We start from the raw sequence: 20137 nt of genomic DNA, 5'->3' as shown, positions 1-20137 counted from the left end.
CGCAGGCCCCCGGAATCCCAGGGGCCTTTCTTTATGCCCCGCGCCGCGAGCGATTGCCATCCAGACGACTATAAGAAAGGCTCGATCATGGCAAAGATGTCACCGAAGCCCGTGCCCCGCCCACCCGGTGCCCCTCACACAGAGCGGATGACCGGCGCGCAGGCCATCGTCAAGACCCTGGAGGCGTTGGGGGTCAACGAGGTATTCGGACTGCCCGGCGGCGCCATCCTCCCCACCTACGACCCCATCTACTCGGCCAATCTGCGCCACATCCTCGTCCGCCACGAACAGGGCGCCGGCCACGCCGCCGAGGGATACGCGATTGCGTCGGGCCGCGTCGGCTGCGCCATCGTCACCTCCGGCCCCGCGGCGACGAACATGCTGACGGCGCTCGCGGATGCCAACCTCGACTCCGTGCCGATCGTCGTCATCACCGGCCAGGTCGGGGCGAGCGCGATCGGCACGGATGCGTTCCAGGAGTCCGACATCGTCGGCGCGTCGATGCCGTTGACGAAGCACAACTTCCTCGTCAAGGACGCCGCCGAGATTCCCTCGACGATCGCCGCCGCGTTCCACGTCGCAGCCACGGGACGCCCGGGGCCCGTCCTCGTCGACATCACGAAGAACGCCCAGGTCGACGAGCTGGAGTTCTCGTGGCCTCCGACGCTGGACCTGCCGGGATACCGCCCGGTCACTAAGCCACACAAGAAGTCGATTCGCCAGGCGGCGAAGGTGCTCGCTAGCGCCCAGCGTCCCGTCCTCTACGTCGGCGGCGGCGGCGTCATTCGTGCCGATGCGCACGAGGAGCTGGCCGAACTTGCCGAGATCAGCGGGGCTCCTGTCGTCACCACCCTGATGGGGCTGGGTGCCTTCCCGGCCGACCACCCGAACAACTTCGGAATGCCCGGGATGCATGGCACGGTGGCAGCGGTGCGCGCGATGCAACGCTGCGACGTCCTCGTCGCGCTCGGTGCGCGCTTTGACGACCGCGTGACGGGGAAGATCGACGCGTTCGCCCCCGATGCCACGGTGATCCACATCGACGTCGACGCCGCCGAGATCTCGAAGAACCGCTACGCCGACGTGCCGATCGTCGCCGACCTCAAGTTGGGTTTGGCCGCGCTCAATCCAGCGCTGCGCGCCTACCAGGCCGAGCACGGCACGCAGGACTTGGCGGGCTGGTACACGCATCTGCGCTACGTCGCCGAGCGCTACCCGATGACGTATCCGGTAAAGGAAGGCGTCATCGCTCCGCAGTACGTCATCGAACGTCTGGGCGCGCTGTGCGATGCCGACACGGTGTTCTGCACCGGCGTTGGCCAGCACCAGATGTGGGCCGCGCAGTTCCTCAACCACCAGCGTCCCCGCAGGTTCCTCACCTCGGGCGGCCTGGGCACGATGGGCGTCGCGGTTCCCGAGGCCATGGGCGCGAAGGTTGCCTGCCCCGATTCGACCGTGTGGGCGATCGACGGTGACGGCTGTTTCCAAATGACCAACCAGGAGTTGGCGACGTGCCGCATCGAGGGCATTCCCATCAAGGTGGCGCTGTTGAACAACTCGGTGCTGGGGATGGTCCACCAGTGGCAGGACCTGTTCTACGGCGGCCGCTTCTCGAACACCTTGCTCTCGGATGCCGGCGACAACCCCGTCCCCGATTTCTGCAAGCTCGCCGAGGCCTACGACTGCGTCGCCATTCGGGTGACGCGGCCCGAGGACGTGGACGCGGCCATCGAGAAGGCGAACGCCATCACCGACAAGCCGGTGGTCGTCGAGTTCCGCGTCGATCCGGATGCTCAGGTGTGGCCGATGGTCCCGGCCGGGCATTCCAACGACGACATCATTTACGCCCAGGGCACCAAGCCCGTGTGGGGAACGGAGGAGTGAGCGATGCCCGATAACCGTCACACCCTGTCCGTGCTCGTCGAGAACAAGCCCGGCGTGCTCTCGCGCGTGTCCGCTCTGTTTACCCGGCGCGGATTCAACATTTTGTCGCTGGCCGTGGGCCAGACCGAGCACGAGGAAATTTCGCGTATCACCGTCACCGTTCAGGCCGAACCACTGCCATTTGAGCAGGTGACCAAGCAGCTGAACAAGCTCGTCAACGTCCTCAAGGTCGTTGACCTCGATAAGGACCAGTCGGTGCAACGCCGCCTCATCCTCGTCAAGGTGCGCGCGGACGATAAGACGCGGTCGAAGATCTTGACGATCGTCGAGATGTTCCGCGCCCACGTCGTTGACGTGCAGCCCGAATCTCTGGTGATCCAGGGGGTGGGCGAGACTGCAACCCTCGAAGCTCTGCTGGATATGCTCGAACCCTACGGGGTCAGCGAGCTCGTCCAGTCCGGCGTCGTCGCTATCGGGCGCGGGGCCCGTTCCATAACCGACCAATTGAAGGAGAACACTCGTGGCTGACATCTTTTATGATCCGGATGCTGATCTGGCGAAGCTGAAGAACAAGAAGGTCGCCATCATCGGCTACGGCTCGCAGGGGCACGCCCACGCCCTGAACCTGCGCGATTCGGGCGTCCAGGTGGTCGTCGGCCTGCGTGAGGGCTCGTCCTCGGTGGCCAAGGCCAAGGAAGAGGGCCTGGAGGTCCGCTCCATCGAAGAGGCGACCGCCGAGGGCGACATCGTCATGATCCTCGCGCCCGACCAGGTTCAGCGCAGCCTGTACGCCGAGCAGATCGAGCCGAACCTCAAGCCGGACGCCGCGATCTTCTTCGCCCACGGCTTCAACATCCGCTACGACTACATTCAGCCGTCGGCCGGCCACGACATCTGCCTCGTCGCCCCGAAGGGCCCGGGCCACAAGGTCCGCGCCACCTACGAATCGGGTTACGGCACGCCCGCGATCATCGCGGTCGAGCAGGACGCCTCGGGCGAGGCGTGGGAGCTGACGAAGGCCTACGCCAAGGGCCTGGGCGCCACGCGTGCCGGCGTCATCAAGACGACGTTCACCGAGGAGACCGAGACTGACCTGTTCGGTGAGCAGGCCGTCTTGTGCGGTGGTGTCTCCCACCTCATTCAGGCTGGTTTCGAGACCCTGACCGAGGCCGGCTACCAGCCCGAGATCGCCTACTTCGAGGTGTGCCACGAGCTGAAGCTCATCGTCGACCTCATCAACGAGGGCGGCATCACCAAGCAGCGCTGGTCGTGCTCGGACACCGCCGAATACGGCGACTACGTGTCGGGTCCGCGCGTCGTCACCGACCAGACGAAGTCCGCGATGCGCGACATCCTGTCGGACATCCAGGACGGCACCTTCGCCAAGCGCTTCATTGCCGACCAGGACGCGGGCGCTCCCGAGTTCACGCAGCTGCGCGAGAAGGGCGAGGCTCACCCGATCGAGCAGGTCGGTCGCGAGCTGCGCAAGATGTTCTCGTGGAACCAGGCGGCTGACGACTACCAGGAAGGTCACGCACAGCGTTAAGCGCGCGTGAATTCTGCGCGGCGGGGCGGTCACGATACGGTGGCCGCCCCGCCGCTGTATGAATGCGCGACGTGGGCACAGTGGCGTGAGAGCGGTTACACGGCGCCACAGTGTAGACAGTTCGGCGCCGCGATGTGCGCGTATCCCTACGATGGGGACGTCGACCAGCCAATCGAACGCATGTAAGGAGATCGGCTGATGGCTCTCATTGTCCAGAAATTCGGCGGTTCGTCGGTGTCGGATACCGACGCGCTGAAGCGGGTGGCCCAGCGCGTCGTCGACGCGCATCGCCTCGGCCACGAGGTCGTTGTCGTCGTTTCGGCGATGGGTGACACGACGGACGACCTCGTCGATATGGCGACCGAGTTGAACCCGGACGCGCCCAAGCGCGAGATGGACATGCTTCTGTCTGCCGGCGAGCGCATTTCCATGTCGCTGCTGGCGATGGCCATCACCAAGCTGGGCGTGCCCGCCTACGCCTACACGGGCCGCCAGGCGGGTATCCACACCGATACCCGCTATGGCAAGGCGTCAATCACCGGCATGGTTCCCGAGCGCGTCGCGCGCGCCCTCAAGCTGGGGTCGGTCGCGATTGTCGCGGGGTTCCAGGGTGTCAACGACAACGGCGACGTGACGACACTGGGACGTGGAGGATCCGATACGACGGCGGTGGCGCTGGCGGCGGCCCTCCACGCCGATGTGTGCGAGATCTACACCGACGTCGACGGCCTCTTCACCGCTGATCCCCGCATTGTGCCGCTGGCGCGGCAGGTGCGCCGCCTTGACTATCAGGAGACGTTGGAGCTCGCGGCGAACGGGGCCAAGATTCTGCACCTGCGGGCCGTCGAGTTCGCTCGGCGCTACAAGGTCGCGCTGCACGTGCGCTCGTCGTTCTCGAATAAGCCGGGAACGTGGATTGCCGATTGCGATCCGTCCCCGCGCCTGACGGGGTATCTGGCCAGCGAGTGTTTCACTACGAAGGAGACCGAGATGGAACAGCCGATTATTTCGGGGATCGCCCACGACCGTTCCCAAGAAAAGATCACAGTCGTCGGGCTGCCCGACCAGCCGGGTACGGCCGCCGAACTCTTCCGCCAGGTGGCGAAGGCGGATGCGAACATCGACATGATCGTCCAAAACATCGCGGCCTCGACGCCGGGGCGCTCGACGATCACCTTCACGTGCCAGAGCGGTGACGCTAAGGACGTGCTCGCCCGGTTGGAGGAGGCGCGCGACGTCCTCGACTATCGCGAAATCGTCTACAACCCCGACATCGGCAAGCTCTCGCTGGTGGGCGCGGCCATGCGGACCTCGCCGGGTATTTCGGCGCGATTCTTTGACGCGCTGTCGAAGGCCAATGTCAACGTCGAGATGATTTCGACGTCCGAGGTGCGGATCTCGGTCATTGTCGACGCCGATCGACTGGACGAGGCGGTGCGCGCGCTGCACCACGAATTCCAGCTGGATGCGTCGGAAACGGAAGCTGTTGTGTACGGAGGGACGGGACGATGAGCAAGGATCTATGTGTTGGCATTGTCGGTGCGACCGGCCAGGTTGGTCGCGTCATGCGCGCGATTTTGGCCGAGCGGGAATTCCCGGCGACCCGGATGCGGTTCTTCTCGAGTGCGCGTTCGGCGGGCCAGGTGGTGACGTATCGGGGTCAGCAGATCGTCGTCGAGGACGTGGCAGACGCCGACCTGAACGGCATTGATATCGCGATCTTCTCGGCCGGCGGTGCCGCCTCGCGCGAGTACGCGCCGCGCTTTGCCGCCGCGGGGGCGGTCGTCGTCGACAACTCGTCGGCGTGGCGGAAGGATCCCGAGGTCCCCCTCGTCGTCTCCGAGGTCAACCCTGGCGACATTGCGTCTCGCCCCAAGGGCATCATCGCGAATCCCAACTGCACGACGATGGCCGCGATGCCGAGCCTCAAGGCTCTGCATGACGCGTTCGGTCTGCGCCGTGTCATTGCCTCCACCTATCAGGCCGTGTCGGGCTCGGGCCGCGCCGGCGTCGAGGAACTGCTCGGCGGCATCAGTGCTGCCGATACCGAGCAGCTGCGGGGCCTGGTCACCGATGGGCGGGCCGTGCAGTTCCCCGAACCCTCGACCTATGTCGCCCCGATCGCCTTCAATGCGGTGGCGCAGGCGGGATCGTTCGTCGACGATGGGTCCGAGGAGACGGATGAGGAGCAGAAGCTGCGCAACGAGTCTCGGCGCATTCTGCACCTGCCCGACCTGGCGGCATCGTGCACGTGCATCCGCATTCCCGTGCTGACCTCGCACCTCGTGTCGGTGAATGCCGAGTTTGAGCGCGAGGTCGACCTCGAGACGGCCTATCGGGTGCTCGACGCCGCGGCGGGCGTGACCCGCGTCGAGGTGCCGACTCCGCTGGATGCCGCGGGTCGCGACGGCACCTTCGTCGGGCGCATCCGCATTGACCAGGCGGTCGCGAACAATCGCGGGCTGGCGTTCGTCGTCGTCGGCGACAACCTGCGCAAGGGCGCGGCCCTCAACGCGATCGAACTGGCGGAATTGGTGGCGAAGGAACTCGGCGCCTAAGTCATAATCGCAAGCGGTGCCCACCGATCCCGATAGGGACGGTGGGCACCGCCTATTGGAGTTCTAGAACTGACCGACGGTGCCGCCGCCGGCGGTGAAGCCGTGCCCGGTCATGGCGTCCCAGCATTCGACGCTGCTGCCCGAGGACTGGCAGGCGATCTTGCCCTGGGCAACCGCCGCAGACGGCGCGAGAACCGCCGCGTTTCCGGCCGCCGGAGCCTCGCTTGAGGCATCGGTCATCGTGAAGGCTCCGCCCGACGTGATGGTCAGGCGCAGGGGGCCACCCTTGTTGCCGTAGTCCTGCGTCGTCGACGCGACGAGACAGGTGGCCTGTGCCGACGAGATCGTGCACGTCACAGCGCCGTCGTTGACCTGGAAGTGGGTGACGTCGGTGTAGGCAGCCGGCGGAACCGGGCGCACGCCCGCGGCGGGATCGCGGGTCGGGAACTCCTTGACCGCGCGCTGCTGCGTGGGACGGGCAAGCGACTGCTCCGCCTCCTCGCTGCCCTCGCGATCGGCGGCCGCCGGGTTGTCGGTGTCGGCCGGGCTGGACGTGCGCATGCGCGCCCCGTCGCGGCTGTCGTCGCCGAGTAGGTCCGCGACGACCTTGCCCAGCCCGGAATCGCGGTGCCCCGTTGCGTACAGGATGCCGCCGACCGCACCGACGGCGAGGACGATGACGAGGATCGCGCCAATGACGATGGCGGCGATACCGGCGGGTTTGCGCGTAAACGGCCGATCGTCGGAATTCGTCCGCACTCGTCCGCGCGCATCGCCCTGCCCGGCGTGTGCCTGAGATTGGGATGGCGTAAGGGGATGCCAGCGGCGACGATCCTGATCCCAGGCAGGCGCAGCTTCCGTATCAGTGTCGGTGGCGCTCTCCGCGGCCTCCTCCACCGGCCCATCGTCGCCGGTCTGCGTCGGCATGCTCTCTGTCCGGTCGCCGCCGGACGCCGTGGCCTCAGCGATGTCGGCACTGATGGCCTCGCGGGGTGCGGGGGACTTGCGCGAGGCCAAGGCGGCGTGAATGTCGGGGTCCTCGAATTCGGCGAGCCAGTCAAGCAACGCCGGATAGGTAGACGGGTTGGCCGCGACAATCGGGCGAGTCTCGGGGACATTCTGCGCCAGATATTGAAGCTGCGTGAGCGGCGTCGTGGGGTCGCCTGCGCGGCGCAGGTCGTCGTGAAGGCTCATGCTCACCCTTTCCCGTCGGTTTCTCCCAAGCCTAACCGCGCACCGGGCAGCACGGCATCAGGCGGGCTGATGCACGGGACAGATACCCATCGTCAAGGCGGCATCGGATTCGGCGGGCGCGAACGGCGACTGCGTGATGGCGACGGGATGGCCCAGAATTGCCCGGGCATCGGGTAAGGGAGCGGCAGACGCAGCGACGCCAAGCCCGCGAAGAATGAACGCCTGGATGGCCTGGATGAGGTATTCGCGCGCCTCGAGATCGCTGGGCATCCGACGCCCGGCCAAACACCCGTTAACCAGCGAAATGCACACCATGAGGTTGTGGGTAGGGATCACCCGGGCCGCCATCGCCTCCTCAAGGATGTGGGACAGTACGTTCTCGATCTCGTGCCCGTGCGACGACAGCTCCTGAATGGTCCGCGTCGACACCTGCTGACGCAGGTTCGTCTCGGGCGTGAGGTGATAGGTGGCGCCAAGAATGAGCTGTTCGCGGATGTAGACCCGCAGTTTCTGCAACGGATCATCGATGCCGGCCAGACACTCGCGCAGATGAGACGAATAGCGTCGCGTCTCGTAACTCATAAACGCCAACAGCAGCGACTCTTTATCGTCGAAGTGGTTATACACCGCCGTGCGCCCGACACCCGCCGCGGCCGCAATCTCGGCCATCGTCAGCGACTGAAACGAGCGCTCGTGCAGCAGGTCGCCCAGCGCGGTGAAGAGGCGCTCGCGGATCTGCTGACGGTGATCGGCGAGGTTCTGCCCGATGATTTTCGGCATGGCCCCATCATGTCAGTTTCTGACAGACCCCGCCTGCTCGTCGCGACGCTATGGGACGTTTGGCGGGGACTTGCGGGCGATCAACCGTGCGATGGGCAGGTCGGGAGCCAGCCAGTCGAGGTCGGCTAGGTGCGTGCGCGGTTGCCAGACGTGATGCAGGTGCGCTGCCGTCACGGCTGGCTCTGCGCCCTCGGGAATGCGTGCCCACAACACGCGCATGTCGCGTCCCTCGAGGATCGGCCATAACCCGTCCGCGCGGTCGGGGTTGGCGAGCTCTGGGCCGATCTGCGCGCAGACACACAGTTCCTCGGCGAGTTCGCGCCTCAGCGCCGTTGCGGCGTCCTCGCCGGGTTCGACCTTGCCGCCGGGAAACTCGTAGCGGCCCGCTAAATCTGGTGGGTAGGCCCGAGCGGACGCCAGTACCGTGTCGGCAGGGCCGGTGATGATGGCGGCGACGATGAGGCGAGACACGACGGGATCCTATCGCCCCGGCGTCGGTTTGGCCGCAGTGGCGTCCTGCGGTTACACTGGCCACGTTCATTCGTCGCGAATGGATGCCCCTCGCGGGTGTAGTTCATCGGTAGAACGACAGCTTCCCAAGCTGTAGAGGCGGGTTCGACTCCCGTCACCCGCTCCACTTTCACGTCGCATTTGATAAGTCCCTGGTTGCTTCGGAGCGTTGGCGCTGGACGGGGACGGCCCGCGGCGGCGGGCAAGTCTTCCCGTCTCGTCTACTCCTTGTGGTTGAGGCGTGCGTGAATGAGGGGCAGCAGGACTCGATCCACATCGGCTTTGAACTGTCGATCTGACAGGTACTTGATGGCGAAGTCCTGGTTTTGGTTCATCCGGTCGAGCACGATGTCTTGGATGCGTTCGGCGTAGACGATGGAGAACATGTCGAGCGAGTTGTGGGCGCGCGACTTGACCTCGGCGTCTTCGACCATGTCTTCGGTGAGCTGCTCGATGACCTTGTCCATATGGGTGAACTCGGTACCCCAGCGGTCGTTGAGCTTGGCCAGGATGTTAGACAGGTTGTCCGTTTCGTCCTCGCTCGCGCCACCGGTGTCGGGATTGTTCGACAGTTCCCCGTGCTTGTCAGCCAGGTCAATCGAGCCTTCATAGACCTGCTGGAGCCGGTAGTACTGTAGCGCGACTTCGCCTTCCAGGTGTGGAGCGGGATCGCCCTCGATACGGAGCTTGCGCACGAGGAGCTTGGCATAAGCGGCGAACCGGTGAAGTCGTTTGTCGTCGTAGCGGATGATGTGGGTCAGGAAGTCGTAGTTGCGGTTGAACTTGTTCATCCGCGCCCGCACCTCGAGCTTCTCGTCATCGGCAAGTTGGTTGAAACGTGCGACGGCTGGGTCGAGGTAGGCGTTGAGGCGACTAAAGTCGAGGTTCGTTTGCTTTTTCGACTCGGTGAAGAACACCTTGGTAAAGCCCTCGATCTCCTTGTCCGTCCACAAGTGGTAGGAAGCGAGGGAATGATAGAGGTCGTAGACGATGTTCGGGTCGGTCTCCTCGGTGATCCCGGTAGAGATGTAATAGTCCTGGAACGACTTTTGGATCTCCTCGGCAGTGTTGACGAAGTCGAGCACGAACGTGTCGGTCTTGCCCGGATGCATCCGGTTGATCCGCGACAGCGTCTGCACCGCTTTGACCCCGTGCAGTTTCTTGTCCACGTACATGGTGTGCAGCAGCGGCTGATCGAAGCCCGTCTGATACTTCTCGGCCACGAGCAGCAGCTGGTACTCGCCAGTGGCAAACTTCTCCGGCAGCTCGGCTTCGGGGATCTGGTTGAGCTGTTCCTCGGTGCACTCCGCGCCCTGGTCCTCGACTGTGCCCGAGAACGCCACGAGCACGCCAAGATCCGCGTATCCCCTCTGTGTGATGTAGTCGCGGAAGGCGAAGTAGTAGCGCACCGCGTGCAGGCGCGAGCCGGTGACCAGCATGGCTTTCGCATTACCGCCGATCTTGTGGGCGACGTTGGCGCGAAAGTGTTCGATGATGATCTCGGCCTTCTGCCGCAGGTTATAGGGGTGCAGGCTCAGGTACTTGCCGAGCGCCTTGTTGGCTTGCTTCGTGGAGTACTCCGGATCTTCGGTGATAGTTTTCCCGACCCGGTAAAAGGTCTTGTAGGTGGTGTAGTTTTTGAGCACGTCGAGGATGAATCCCTCTTCGATCGCCTGCCGCATCGAATACACGTGGAACGGGACCGGGGTCCCATCGGGCACAGGGGTACCAAAGATCTCTAGAGTCTTCTGCTTCGGAGTCGCGGTGAAGGCAAAGAACGACAGGTTCGGCTGGCGACCCTGTGTACGCAGCTCCTGGGCAATCTGCTCGTCAATCTCAAGCTGCTCGGCCTCCACCTGAGCCTCGGCCGCCGCGTAGCGATCGAGCAGGTCCTCCTCAGACTCCTTGCCAGCCGTGGCCGTATCGGCGAGCACCTGCTTGAGCTTTTCCGACGCTTCACCGGTTTGCGACGAATGCGCCTCGTCGACGATCACAGCGAACCGCTTCCCAGTGGTGGCAATCTGGCTGACATCAACGAATGGGAATTTCTGTAGCGTGGAGATGATGATCTTTACGCCATCGGCTAGCGCGTCGGTGAGTTGGCGGGCGTCCTTGTCGACCTTGACCACGGCGCCAGCGGTGTGATCCATCGCGTAAATCGTGTCTTGTAGCTGCTTATCGAGGACGCGCCGATCGGTGATGACAATGATCGAGTCGAACACTGCCCGCTGCTGTTCATCGTGCAGGTTCGACAGGTGATGGGCGAGCCAGGCGATGGTGTTCGACTTGCCTGATCCAGCCGAATGTTGCACCAGATAGTTCTTCCCCGCGCCGTGGCTTTTCGCGTCGGCCACGAGTGCGCGCACGGCGTCGAGCTGGTGGTAACGCGGGAAGATCAGCTTATCTTTGCGGGAATCGTGCTTGTGCGGGACGAACTGGACGAACCTGTGCAGGATGTCGAGCAGGGAATCCTTCGCCAGCACCTCTTCCCACAGGTAGGACGTCTTGTACTTACCTGCCACTGGCGGGTTGCCGGCACCATTGTTAAAGCCACGGTTGAACGGGAGGAACACTGTGTCCATACCGGCGAGCTTCGTGGTCATCCAGGCCTCGTCAGTATCAACGGCGAAGTGCACCACCGCGCGGCGGTTCACCCCAAACAACACCTCAGAGGCTGGACGGGAGCGCTTGTACTGGTCAATCGCGTTCCGATAGGTCTGCCCGGTCAGTTGGTTCTTTAACTCCAACGTCACCACCGGGATACCGTTGACGAACAGCACGGTGTCGACAGAGTTGTCGTTCTTCGTCGAGTAACGCAGCTGGCGCACAATCGTCATCCGGTTGGCCCAATACTTCTCCGCCAACATTTCGTTCAAGTCCGAACCCGGCGCGAAGTACACCAGCTTGAAGCGTGCACCCAGATCCTCCACACCGCGGCGCAGCACCTCGACCACGCCACGCCGATCCAGCTCGCGGGCCACGCGTTTGCAGAACTTATCGCCAGCCTTCATCCCGTGGATCCGTTCCAGGCGTTCCCACTGCTGTGGCTGCGTCTCACGCACAAAATCCAGGAGGTCGTCCGGATAGAGACCAAGCTCCTTGTTATAGTCACGCCGGTCACGCGACTCATAGCAGTCATACTCGGAAGCGCCAGCGTGAGTCAGCCAGTACTCGATCTCGTCTTCAAACCTGCGCTCGGACGTATCCATCACGCCACCTCTCCCACACGAATCTTGCCGGTCACGGCATCGTTGATGACTTGCTTGCGGTACCGTCCCAACAACTCGATCTGCCTGTTGATGCCTGCAACGGTCGAGTCGATATCGGATGTCTTCTCGTCAAGATAATTAGCGATTTCCTGCTGTTCGTCGATCGGTGGAGAAAAGAACGGCATTGAGGAAAGCGTAGACAACTTGAAGTCCCATTGGTCTGTTCTGATCCCATAGGAGTCTCGACCAAAGAACGGCACGTATGCGTCCGACCTAATCGCCCAGTTGAAGAAATCGGGATTGGGGTGGTTTAGCGCAAACACGTAATATGCCGGGCTTACGATTCCGTCGAGTCGGGAAACCCCATAAGATCCACGCCACGCCTTCATTTTATTCATGACGAACTGACCGCGATCCACTGCCAAATATCTACTCAGATCGTCCGGTAGCCGGTTGTGATTATCCGGTGATCCCTCGGTCTCTCGATCCACGACCCCATTCACTCGCTCGACGGATAGAACACGACGCTCTGGCTTGTTCCTGATGCTGATCCTGCGCAGCATTGACTTGAGAGAGTCTTCTCGCCAAGCCGAAGGTATCTTACCGATCCATTCGATGCCGCTGTCGCGTGTGGGCGCGCCGGGGTTGAGGCCGCGGGTGACGGTGTGGGCGATCAGCTCCCGCCGGTAGCGCTCCAGCAGCTCACGCTCACGCTCCAGTTTCGACACCAACCCATCAATCTCAGCCGTCTTGGAGTCAAGATATTTGACGATGTCATCTTGCTCTTTTTGTGGAGGGATCGGGACGGGGAAATCCAGGAACCATTTTGTCTCGACGCTCTCGACAGTAGCGCCGACTTTCAGACATGAACGAAGCACGTGATCGTTCATGCCGGTTAGGTAATACAGGATATACTCCGCCAAACGCCTGTTATCTAAACTCAGGGCGCGCAAGTCTTGATTTATCGTAAACGGCTCTGTCGCCAGAGCTACTGGGAACGTGTGGCGAAGTATGCCGGACCGAAAACAGGCTACAAGGGTGCCTGGTTGGTGTAGCGATAGGCCGCATTCTTTCACTGCATCGCCGGTCACCTGATCGAGGGATCTCGATATCTTTAAAGACTTCAAGTCCTTTGAAGAAAACCAGTTAAATCCATCGCCCCAGTATCGAGCTTCGGTTTTTGGTGGAGTTGAACCTGTGTGCAGGTGACAGATATTCCTTAAAGCCGTAATCTCCCATTCGTTAGGAAACTCGTTAACGAAGGTAGAAACAACTGATTTAGTGTGCAGGTCTCGCAGATCCGTCATCACTTCACCTGCTCACTGAACAGCTTGGCGATGTCAGCCTGGATCTGCGCGGATAGGGCCTGGATCTCAGCAAGGGTCTCTACCGGGTCACCCAGCTCTTCGTATGTGTAGAAGTAGCGGGTGAAGGGGATCTCGTAGCCGATCTTGGTCTTGTCGCGGTCGATCCAGGCATCTGGCGCGTAGGGGATGACCTCTCGCTGGAAGTAGGCGTCGATATCCTCACGCAAGGGGATCTGCTCGGTGTCGCGAAGATCCGGATCTGGCTCCGGGTTGCCTTTCGCGTCCACGCAGATGTCCGCGTCAGGGTTCTTTGTGCCAAGTTCAGCGACGATCTTTCGTAGCGCCGCGATGCCGATCTTCTCGCCACGGGCCTTGATGCCGTCGCGGAGGAGGCTGCTGAACTCGCTCCGGTTGAGATACAGCCGTTCAGGGTCGAGCGTTTCGAGGGTGGCGATGATGGCGTCCTGCACCCGCCTACCTGTTTCGATTTGCTCGGTGCGCGCTGACTCGGTTCGCTTCTTCGAGGTAGCGAGGTCCGTGAACGGCTTCGCCTGCCGGAGAGCGTCAATCGCCTCTGGCGTGGCTTGGAAGCTCAGTCGTAGTGGGCGTTCGACAACGATTTCGTGGTAGCCGAAGTCCTCGGTGTCGAAGATCTTTGACTCGTCGGTTTCCTGGAACGCCCCATAGATTCGAGTGATGTCGGCGATGTCGTCGTCGGTGAGTTCCTTGCGTTTTTCGCCCAGCGGTTTGCGCATCCGCTGGAAACGACTAGTCGCATCGATCAGTTGCACCTTGTTTTGGCGGCGGCGCTCCTTCTTGTTCGACAGCACCCAGATGTAGGTGAGAATGCCGGTGTTGTAGAACATCTGGTCGGGCAGCGCGATGATCGCTTCCAGCCAGTCGTTTTCCAGAATCCACCGGCGGATCTCTGATTCACCCTGTCCTGCCCCCCCCGTGAACAGGGGTGAGCCGTTGAACACGATCCCGATCCGCGTGCCCGGGGCATTCACGAGGTCGTTGGCCTTGTAGGGCTTCATCTTGGAGATCATGTGCTGCAAGAAGAGGAATGAGCCGTCGGAAACACGCGGCGTTCCCGCGCCGAAGCGCCCCTGGTACCCCTTGCGATCGGCCTCTTCAATAATCGGGTCGGCGTACTTCTTCCAGTTCACGCCGAAGGGCGGATTGCACAGCATGTAGTCAAACTGCATCTCCGCTGTCTTGTCGCTCGTCAACGAGTTGCCGAAGTAGATGCGTTCTTGGCGTTCGCCCTTGATCATGATGTCGGACTTGGCGACCGCGTAGGTTTGCGGGTTGAGCTCTTGGCCGTACACCTCGAGGCGCGCGGAGCTGTTCAGGTCAGCGACGTGCTGGGCGGCGACGGAGAGCATGCCGCCGGTGCCGACCCCGGGTCGTACAGCGAAGCCATAGCTCCGTTTGCGCACAGCCGGTTGATGTCGTCTTCGGGATTGAACAAGAGATTGACCATCAGGCTGATGACCTCACGCGGGGTGAAGTGTTCGCCGGCAGTCTCGTTGGATAATTCCGAGAATCGGCGGATGAGCTCTTCGAAGATGTAGCCCATCTGATTGTTGCTGACGACGTCGGGATGGAAGTTGACCTTCGCGGAGGTGAACTCGCTGAGCACGTGATAGAGCAGACCGGCCTTGTCGAGGCGTTCGATCACGTTGTAGAAGTTGTAGGCCTCCATCACCTCGCGGGCGGCAGGCGCGAACGCCTGCACGTAGTAGGCGAGGTTCTGCTCAAGGTTGTCTGCATCGTCGAGCAACGTTTTGAGGGTGAAGTTCGAGGTGTTCCAAAACGGGTAACCGGTTGCCTTCGCGTACTGCAATTCCTTGATCTGCGACGGAACCGGGGTGGCCTTGATGTCTAAGACCGCCTGTTTGGTGTCGACCAAAACCGAATCGAGCCGGGTCAGCACGGTGAAGGGCAGGATCACGTCGCCGTACTCGTGTTCCTTGTAGTCGCCACGGAGGATCTCCGCGATGTTCCAGATCAGCGACACATGGCTCGTTGGTTTTTCAGTGCTCACTTGGGTCGATTCCTTGAATCCGTCAGTCGTTCGTAGCGCTCATGGGAGATCAGTACTGCGGTCGGTTTGCCGGACGCAGTACGTAGGCGGACTCGTCCTTCTCAGCAGCCGCTCTGACCAGGAGAGATGCCCAGCCGCGCGACAGATCGCCGATGTTGATGTGACGCATCGGGACCTTTCGTCGTTTGGTCACCATTGCCTCCATAGTGCTCGCACAGGTTCCGTCAGCTTACCAAGCCCGAGCCCTCGACGGCCGGTGCGTCGCTCCTCGGATCGGCGGTGTCCCTCGTCCGAGCGTCTACCGCGATACGGTGCTCCTCGTTCTCACGGGTGTTGGGTCGTCAGGCCGCGATGTGACTGTTAGTGATTAGCGCCGGCGGCTGAAACGTCGGATAGGGCAAGATTCTTGTGAGGGGCGGCGGCTGGCGCATCGCCCGCGCGGTGCGCCAGCCTAAAAGTACGCAATTTAGTTTGGCGCGCGAGCGCTTCAGATCCTTGAATTGCCTATTGTCGAGATGGTGTGCCGGTTGTGACAGTATGAATGAGGGGAATGTGTGAGTGTGGCGGCACTCAAATGTCTAGATATTCACCACCGTGTCGAAACAGTCGAGGTTTGAGCGGGAGTGGAGAACGACCACGGATTGCTTGCCGTTATTCTTGAGCTGCTTGGCGAGCGATTCGAGCTCGGCACGTTCTTGGCGCGCAGTGAGATTTTTGAAAGTCTCGTCCAAGAGAAGGAGCTGCGCTGCGCCCGACAGTGTTTCAGTGCGAGCCAGGTTCAGACCGCTTGCGTTCGCGTCGTCTGGCGCGAATGGATCGACATCGGGAATGAGCGCGACCTCGCTGTCGGGGAGGCGACGGCACAGGGCGTCGAGCAGCACCGATTTGCCCGCTCCAGTGGACCCGATGAGAGCGACGAGCGTGTCGCCTGCCCGGATTGCCTTATAAACGCGATCGAGGTCGTGATGGCGTACCGGCGGGTATGTCGAGTTAACGTGGAAGTTTTCAAGGAGCCGCACGCGCTCCGCGGTGAGTCCAAGTACGCCAACCCGTTGCAAGGTTTCTACTGTTGACTGAATGCCAGAAGCAAGGGTGAGGCTGAAGAAAATGACCGCGGCGGGAGCAATGAGGGAATGAGGTCCGCTCGACGTTGTGGCAAAAAATACTGCGAAGACGTTAAGCGCGAGAGTTAATGACTGTATGAGGACCGTTCGATATGTGTAGGCGTTAGCTTGGTTGACCGATGCAGCCCAATAGCTGCCTTCGCAGTTGTTGTAGGCCAGTTCGCCGGCATGTCGGAGTCCGTTGCTCACGGGCGCGCTGTGCAAGCCTGCTTGGGTCCCGACCGCACCAAGGAAGTCGCCACGCCGGTTTGCGGCGATTGTGGCTGCGGGCATCATTCGCTTTGCGCCCTGCCTCATAGCGAGCGCCGACAGCGGCATGACGGCTGCTACAACGATGATGAGGGGTGGGGCACCTGCCACAGCACCTGCAATGAGCATGAGAGTTTGTACGACGACGATGAGGACCGCCCCGAGGGCCTGCGGCACCGACATTTGCAGCTCTGAGAAGTCTTCACCGAGTCGCCCGACGACGGCGCCGCTCGTTTGCGGGCGCGCGAATCGGTCAATCCTGTGGATGAGGCCGCTGTGAAGCTCGCTTAACCGCGCGATGGGGACGCGATAGACCGGGAAAAAGAACATAAGAGATCCCAGCAGGGATGCCGCCGCGCATACGCCGGCAGCGCAAGCTGTGCGGAACGAGAGCCGATCGTTTCCAGCAACGCTGAGGGCGAAAAGCACCTCCGACCCCGCGAGGAGGAGGGCACCCAGGGAGATCACGACGATATGCGGTCCAAAGAGCAATTCCACGGAGCGCCGAAATGTGGCGCGTTTCCGCTCGGGGTCCGGCAGGGTGGGCGGTGGAGCAGCGTTGGCGGATTCGCTGTGGTTTCCTCGTGGAGCAGGTGCCTGTTGACCGTGCCGAGGCGATCCAGCCGTTCCTTCACCAGGCGAGATACGCAGGGATGTACTCCTCCGAGCTGGTGATGATCGTGCACGCGGGAACATGCGACAAGACGACTTTGGCGACGAGATCGCGTGTGGCGGGATCGGGCGCCGAGAAAGTCTCATCAAGAATGAGCCATTCTGGTGCCTCCGTCATGACAAGGGCCACGGCGGCACGGTGGCGTTCGCCGGAGGACAGAGTGTTTGCATCTTGCCAAAGTCGCTCAACCACCTCTCCTGGCAGAGCCATCGCTGCGGCGAGGTTGGTGAAGCGGGATAGGTCGTCGGTGGTCGCTGAGGCTCGCCATGCAGACAACACTGATTGAGATAACTGCGGGTTGTGGGGCACGAACGCGCATTCGGGAGGAACGGCTGATGTGCGGAGCAAGGTGGCGCGGTCGGAATCGGCGAGTAGCACTTCCACGGGCTGAGTTGGCCGATTGGCAGGATCAGACGTGCCGTTTTCTCGCTTTGGCGCAGCTTCAAGGCTGTCAAGCTCTCGCATCATCGGAACCGCAAGGCGAATGATTCGATAGTTGGTGAGATTGCTTTGCACCGCACCGTATAGGTAACGTGCGGCGAGAATGATGCCCAGGCCGAAACGCGTGTCAGGCCATATTGTCCAGGCAAGAATGGCAACGATAGCTAATGTGATGGTGAGCGCACTACGGTCGACGAATCCGTTTATCACCTGTAGAAGTACCCGCCGGCGTAGGACGTGCTCTTCCTTGTTTCTGATGTGTGTGATCGTATCGAGCGCCGAGTCCCAGCTCGGGATCAGGCGTCCGCGTGGTAACGCGTCAGCTACCCGTTGAATCCAGCGGCGGCGCTCTCCTTCGAGGTTGACGTACTGTTTCCATAGTCGACCGATGAGAGTGATGAGGCGAATCCCGACGAGGGCGAGGCCGACGATGAGTAACACGGCGATAGCGCCGCCGACTCCGTACAGCGTGAGCGACATGACCAGAAATGCAATGATCTGGACTGTTGAGACCGCGCCGTCGACAATGAACGCAAATTGGCTGATCTGTGCCGGGTAGGTCAGGACGTGTCCACGTACCTCAAGCGAGGGACGAGACCTCGCGAAGACACTACGAAATCGGCGATACGTGAGTTGCCGTACTGCGACCATGAGAAGTAATTCCTGGCGCTCTTCCACGATATATCCGACGCTCTCGGCCACGAAAGCTAGGGCAAGGAGCCACGCCGTGCCTACCGAGACAGACTCGCCGCTGGTCACATGGTTGATGCCCAGCGTGATGACGATGCCGGCGGCAACGACGACCAAGCCAGCTACGGCCACCACGAAGCTAAGCCCTATGGGCGCGAGGACGAGAGCGAGCCACCGAAGCTGTCGCGGCACGCGCGTTACCAGTCGCCGATAGCGCTCGTATAGCTGCTCAATGAAAGCGTCGTTCGTGGAAGCGATGTGAGGGATATTCGGTCTGTTTAGATACTCATCGTTGTGTACTGTCAACACGTACCGGTACTTTCGTGTCGTTGGTTATATCTCGGCATGTTATCAGGCCAGATCGAGGTCAAACGCCCGGCTTTGTCGTCTGTTCTCCCGCTACATTGGTCGCAGCTGCTCCATCTATCGCGCGCCTGGCCGAGCACCTTGCTGGTGGGGCGAATTCGCTGGCCGATGCTGAGCGCGTGCGCGCCACTGGAGCAGGCCAGCGTGGTAAAAAGAGGGAAACATGCGCTCCCAACGTCGGTAGCTGAGAGGTCCATCATGAGTGACAAAGCGTGGCTCTACCTGTACGAAAACGCCGAGAGCAAGGCGCTATATGTGGGCATCTGTGAGAGCATGGGGCGAGTGTTTCAAGGATGCAACCCAGTGGCCGAGGAGCTTCGGGAGCAGCCGGGAACGCTCATTCGGCAGACGAGTCGGCGCTTTTCGACACGACGCGACGCCCTCATAGCTGAGGCTGTTGCCATCCACGTGGCAGTTTTCGCTGGCAGGGACGTCATGGTCGAACGGGAAGACTGGGAAGAGATCGCGGAGCAAGGTGAAGGCGCTTCTCGTGAGGGGGTGTCTGGCTCGCGTGGGACGGTTCACCTGACCAACATCCAGAGCACACAATCTACGAAATACCTCAGTCCGGCGATATTCGTGAAGAGCGGAGAGGTTAGGCAGGATGAGCTCACGAATACGCTTATCGTGCCCATTTCGCCAGATGAGGTCAGAGGCATGCCCTCGCCTTTCGGAGGGCACAGCGGTGAAGAATTTGCTGCTCGCGCGACAAAGTGGTGGAACGTTGCGGTAGAGAAGCGGCGCCACGTGAGGCATCTTCTCGCGGTGCTGCGTGGCTGTCACGTCGTTCTGGGATCGTGGGAAATTGATCCGATGGGGGAGTGGAGACTAAATCCGGAGTACGAGACGCGAAAATCCGCATATAGAACCCGTATTGAGATCCCGCTCGTGTCGCCGGCTGAACATGACTATGGCGGGCTGAGAGGCAAGACCTACATGGGGACGCTCAATCAAGGGGTAGCGTACTCGCCAGACGTGCCGAAGTGAGGCGGGATCTCAAAGTTGAGGGTGGACCGCGCAACCGGCGCAGACGGAGGCTCGGCGAATCGTGATCGATAGGAGTTTTGTGGTGATAAGAACTTTGAGGGTGAGATGGCCCTGGGAGCGGTGGCGTACCTATCGGCTCAACATCGATGGACGCCGGTTCGTCGCGCATGTGTCTCCGTTTAATGCTGACGTCGAGTGGATCAATTGCCCCAGCGAATACCTGCCGGCTGGATACGGCTCGCACGCTCTCGTCCGCGCGACGACGAGGTGGGAATACTATGTGGCGACGCTCCGGCTGTATCTCAGTCCTCTGCCCACGCGTAGCGAAGTGGAAGCGGACATTAGGCATTGGCTCGCAACGCTTGACGACGACGAAGACGATTAGGTCAATCCGTCGGGGCTCCGCCGCGCCCGGTCTCAAGCTCAGGGACGCAGCGATTTTCTAGTTCTTAGCCCAGTAAGACCGTTCCCTTCGTGCCGTCCACGGTGATCGTTTGCCCATCGGCGATGCGTGACGTCGCGGTGCGTGTTCCCATGACGGCGGGAATGCCATACTCGCGGGCGACGAT

The 20137-nt window shown here is 61.7% G+C and carries 16 protein-coding genes and 1 tRNA gene; 7 read left to right on the top strand and 10 right to left on the bottom strand.

All coding sequences use genetic code 11. The annotated features are described in order from the left end of the window. Window positions 1-87: 87 nt before the first annotated feature. From H8R18_RS07680 to H8R18_RS07660, 5 genes are all read left to right on the top strand, one after another. Window positions 88-1884 (top strand): acetolactate synthase large subunit, encoded by a 1797-nt coding sequence (locus H8R18_RS07680; RefSeq protein WP_420846887.1) that lies wholly within the window; start codon window positions 88-90, stop codon window positions 1882-1884. Between the two features lie 3 nt (window positions 1885-1887). Then, a complete protein-coding gene (gene ilvN, locus H8R18_RS07675) occupies window positions 1888-2412 on the top strand; it encodes an acetolactate synthase small subunit (RefSeq protein WP_191071450.1) in 525 nt (174 codons plus the stop codon). Continuing rightward, complete coding sequence (gene ilvC, locus H8R18_RS07670) at window positions 2405-3430, top strand: ketol-acid reductoisomerase (RefSeq protein ID WP_191071449.1); 1026 nt, start codon at window positions 2405-2407, stop codon at window positions 3428-3430. The genes ilvN and ilvC overlap by 8 nt, the downstream gene beginning before the upstream one ends. 198 nt (window positions 3431-3628) lie before the next feature. Then, entirely contained in the window at window positions 3629-4942 is a 1314-nt protein-coding gene (locus H8R18_RS07665; protein WP_194189231.1) for an aspartate kinase, read from the top strand. After that, window positions 4939-5988, top strand: coding sequence for an aspartate-semialdehyde dehydrogenase (locus H8R18_RS07660; protein WP_191071447.1), 1050 nt, complete (start codon window positions 4939-4941; stop codon window positions 5986-5988). The genes H8R18_RS07665 and H8R18_RS07660 overlap by 4 nt, the downstream gene beginning before the upstream one ends. 63 nt (window positions 5989-6051) lie before the next feature. On the opposite strand, the gene H8R18_RS07655 is transcribed toward H8R18_RS07660, so the two are convergent. Genes H8R18_RS07655 through H8R18_RS07645 form a run of 3 tightly spaced genes read right to left on the bottom strand, consistent with a single transcriptional unit; the run spans window position 6052 to window position 8433 of the window. Continuing rightward, window positions 6052-7182: a variant leucine-rich repeat-containing protein gene (locus H8R18_RS07655; RefSeq protein ID WP_191071446.1), complete on the bottom strand. Its 1131-nt coding sequence runs from the start codon at window positions 7180-7182 to the stop codon at window positions 6052-6054. Window positions 7183-7239: 57 nt separating this feature from the next. Continuing rightward, entirely contained in the window at window positions 7240-7962 is a 723-nt protein-coding gene (locus H8R18_RS07650; RefSeq protein ID WP_191071445.1) for a TetR/AcrR family transcriptional regulator, read from the bottom strand. Window positions 7963-8010: 48 nt separating this feature from the next. After that, the gene (locus H8R18_RS07645) at window positions 8011-8433 is read right to left on the bottom strand and encodes an NUDIX domain-containing protein (protein WP_191071444.1); all 423 of its coding nucleotides are present in this window, start codon (window positions 8431-8433) and stop codon (window positions 8011-8013) included. A gap of 92 nt (window positions 8434-8525) precedes the next feature. Between H8R18_RS07645 and H8R18_RS07640 the strand changes: the two genes are divergently transcribed. Beyond that, a tRNA-Gly gene (locus H8R18_RS07640) sits at window positions 8526-8599 on the top strand. 94 nt (window positions 8600-8693) lie between these two features. Here H8R18_RS07640 and H8R18_RS07635 read toward each other — a convergent pair. The 6 genes from H8R18_RS07635 to H8R18_RS07610 all read right to left on the bottom strand — a co-directional run bounded on the left by H8R18_RS07635 (window position 8694) and on the right by H8R18_RS07610 (window position 18332). After that, window positions 8694-11681, bottom strand: a complete 2988-nt coding sequence (locus tag H8R18_RS07635; protein ID WP_191071443.1) for a type I restriction endonuclease subunit R — start codon at window positions 11679-11681, stop codon at window positions 8694-8696. Further along, window positions 11681-12988: a restriction endonuclease subunit S gene (locus H8R18_RS07630; RefSeq protein WP_191071442.1), complete on the bottom strand. Its 1308-nt coding sequence runs from the start codon at window positions 12986-12988 to the stop codon at window positions 11681-11683. Before H8R18_RS07630 ends, H8R18_RS07635 begins: the two co-directional genes overlap by 1 nt. After that, window positions 12988-14376, bottom strand: coding sequence for an HsdM family class I SAM-dependent methyltransferase (locus H8R18_RS07625; RefSeq protein WP_194189230.1), 1389 nt, complete (start codon window positions 14374-14376; stop codon window positions 12988-12990). The genes H8R18_RS07630 and H8R18_RS07625 overlap by 1 nt, the downstream gene beginning before the upstream one ends. Next, window positions 14340-15038 (bottom strand): type I restriction-modification system subunit M N-terminal domain-containing protein, encoded by a 699-nt coding sequence (locus tag H8R18_RS09640; protein ID WP_194189229.1) that lies wholly within the window; start codon window positions 15036-15038, stop codon window positions 14340-14342. The genes H8R18_RS07625 and H8R18_RS09640 overlap by 37 nt, the downstream gene beginning before the upstream one ends. 578 nt (window positions 15039-15616) lie before the next feature. Beyond that, window positions 15617-16909: an ATP-binding cassette domain-containing protein gene (locus H8R18_RS07615; protein ID WP_194189228.1), complete on the bottom strand. Its 1293-nt coding sequence runs from the start codon at window positions 16907-16909 to the stop codon at window positions 15617-15619. A gap of 133 nt (window positions 16910-17042) precedes the next feature. Then, complete coding sequence (locus tag H8R18_RS07610; protein ID WP_194189227.1) at window positions 17043-18332, bottom strand: hypothetical protein; 1290 nt, start codon at window positions 18330-18332, stop codon at window positions 17043-17045. A 447-nt stretch (window positions 18333-18779) separates the two neighbouring features. Between H8R18_RS07610 and H8R18_RS07605 the strand changes: the two genes are divergently transcribed. Continuing rightward, window positions 18780-19568, top strand: coding sequence for a hypothetical protein (locus H8R18_RS07605; RefSeq protein ID WP_191071440.1), 789 nt, complete (start codon window positions 18780-18782; stop codon window positions 19566-19568). Window positions 19569-20017: 449 nt separating this feature from the next. Here the strand turns inward: H8R18_RS07605 and H8R18_RS10010 are convergent, their stop codons facing one another. Further along, window positions 20018-20137, bottom strand: coding sequence for a PEP-utilizing enzyme (locus H8R18_RS10010; RefSeq protein WP_191071983.1), 120 nt, complete (start codon window positions 20135-20137; stop codon window positions 20018-20020).

Origin of the sequence: Nanchangia anserum, from assembly GCF_015240065.1 — a bacterium.
Classification (GTDB): Bacteria; Actinomycetota; Actinomycetes; order Actinomycetales; family Actinomycetaceae; genus Nanchangia; species Nanchangia anserum.
The sequence above is the reverse complement of the archived record's forward strand: the minus strand, read 5'-3'. Positions and strand labels throughout refer to the sequence as shown.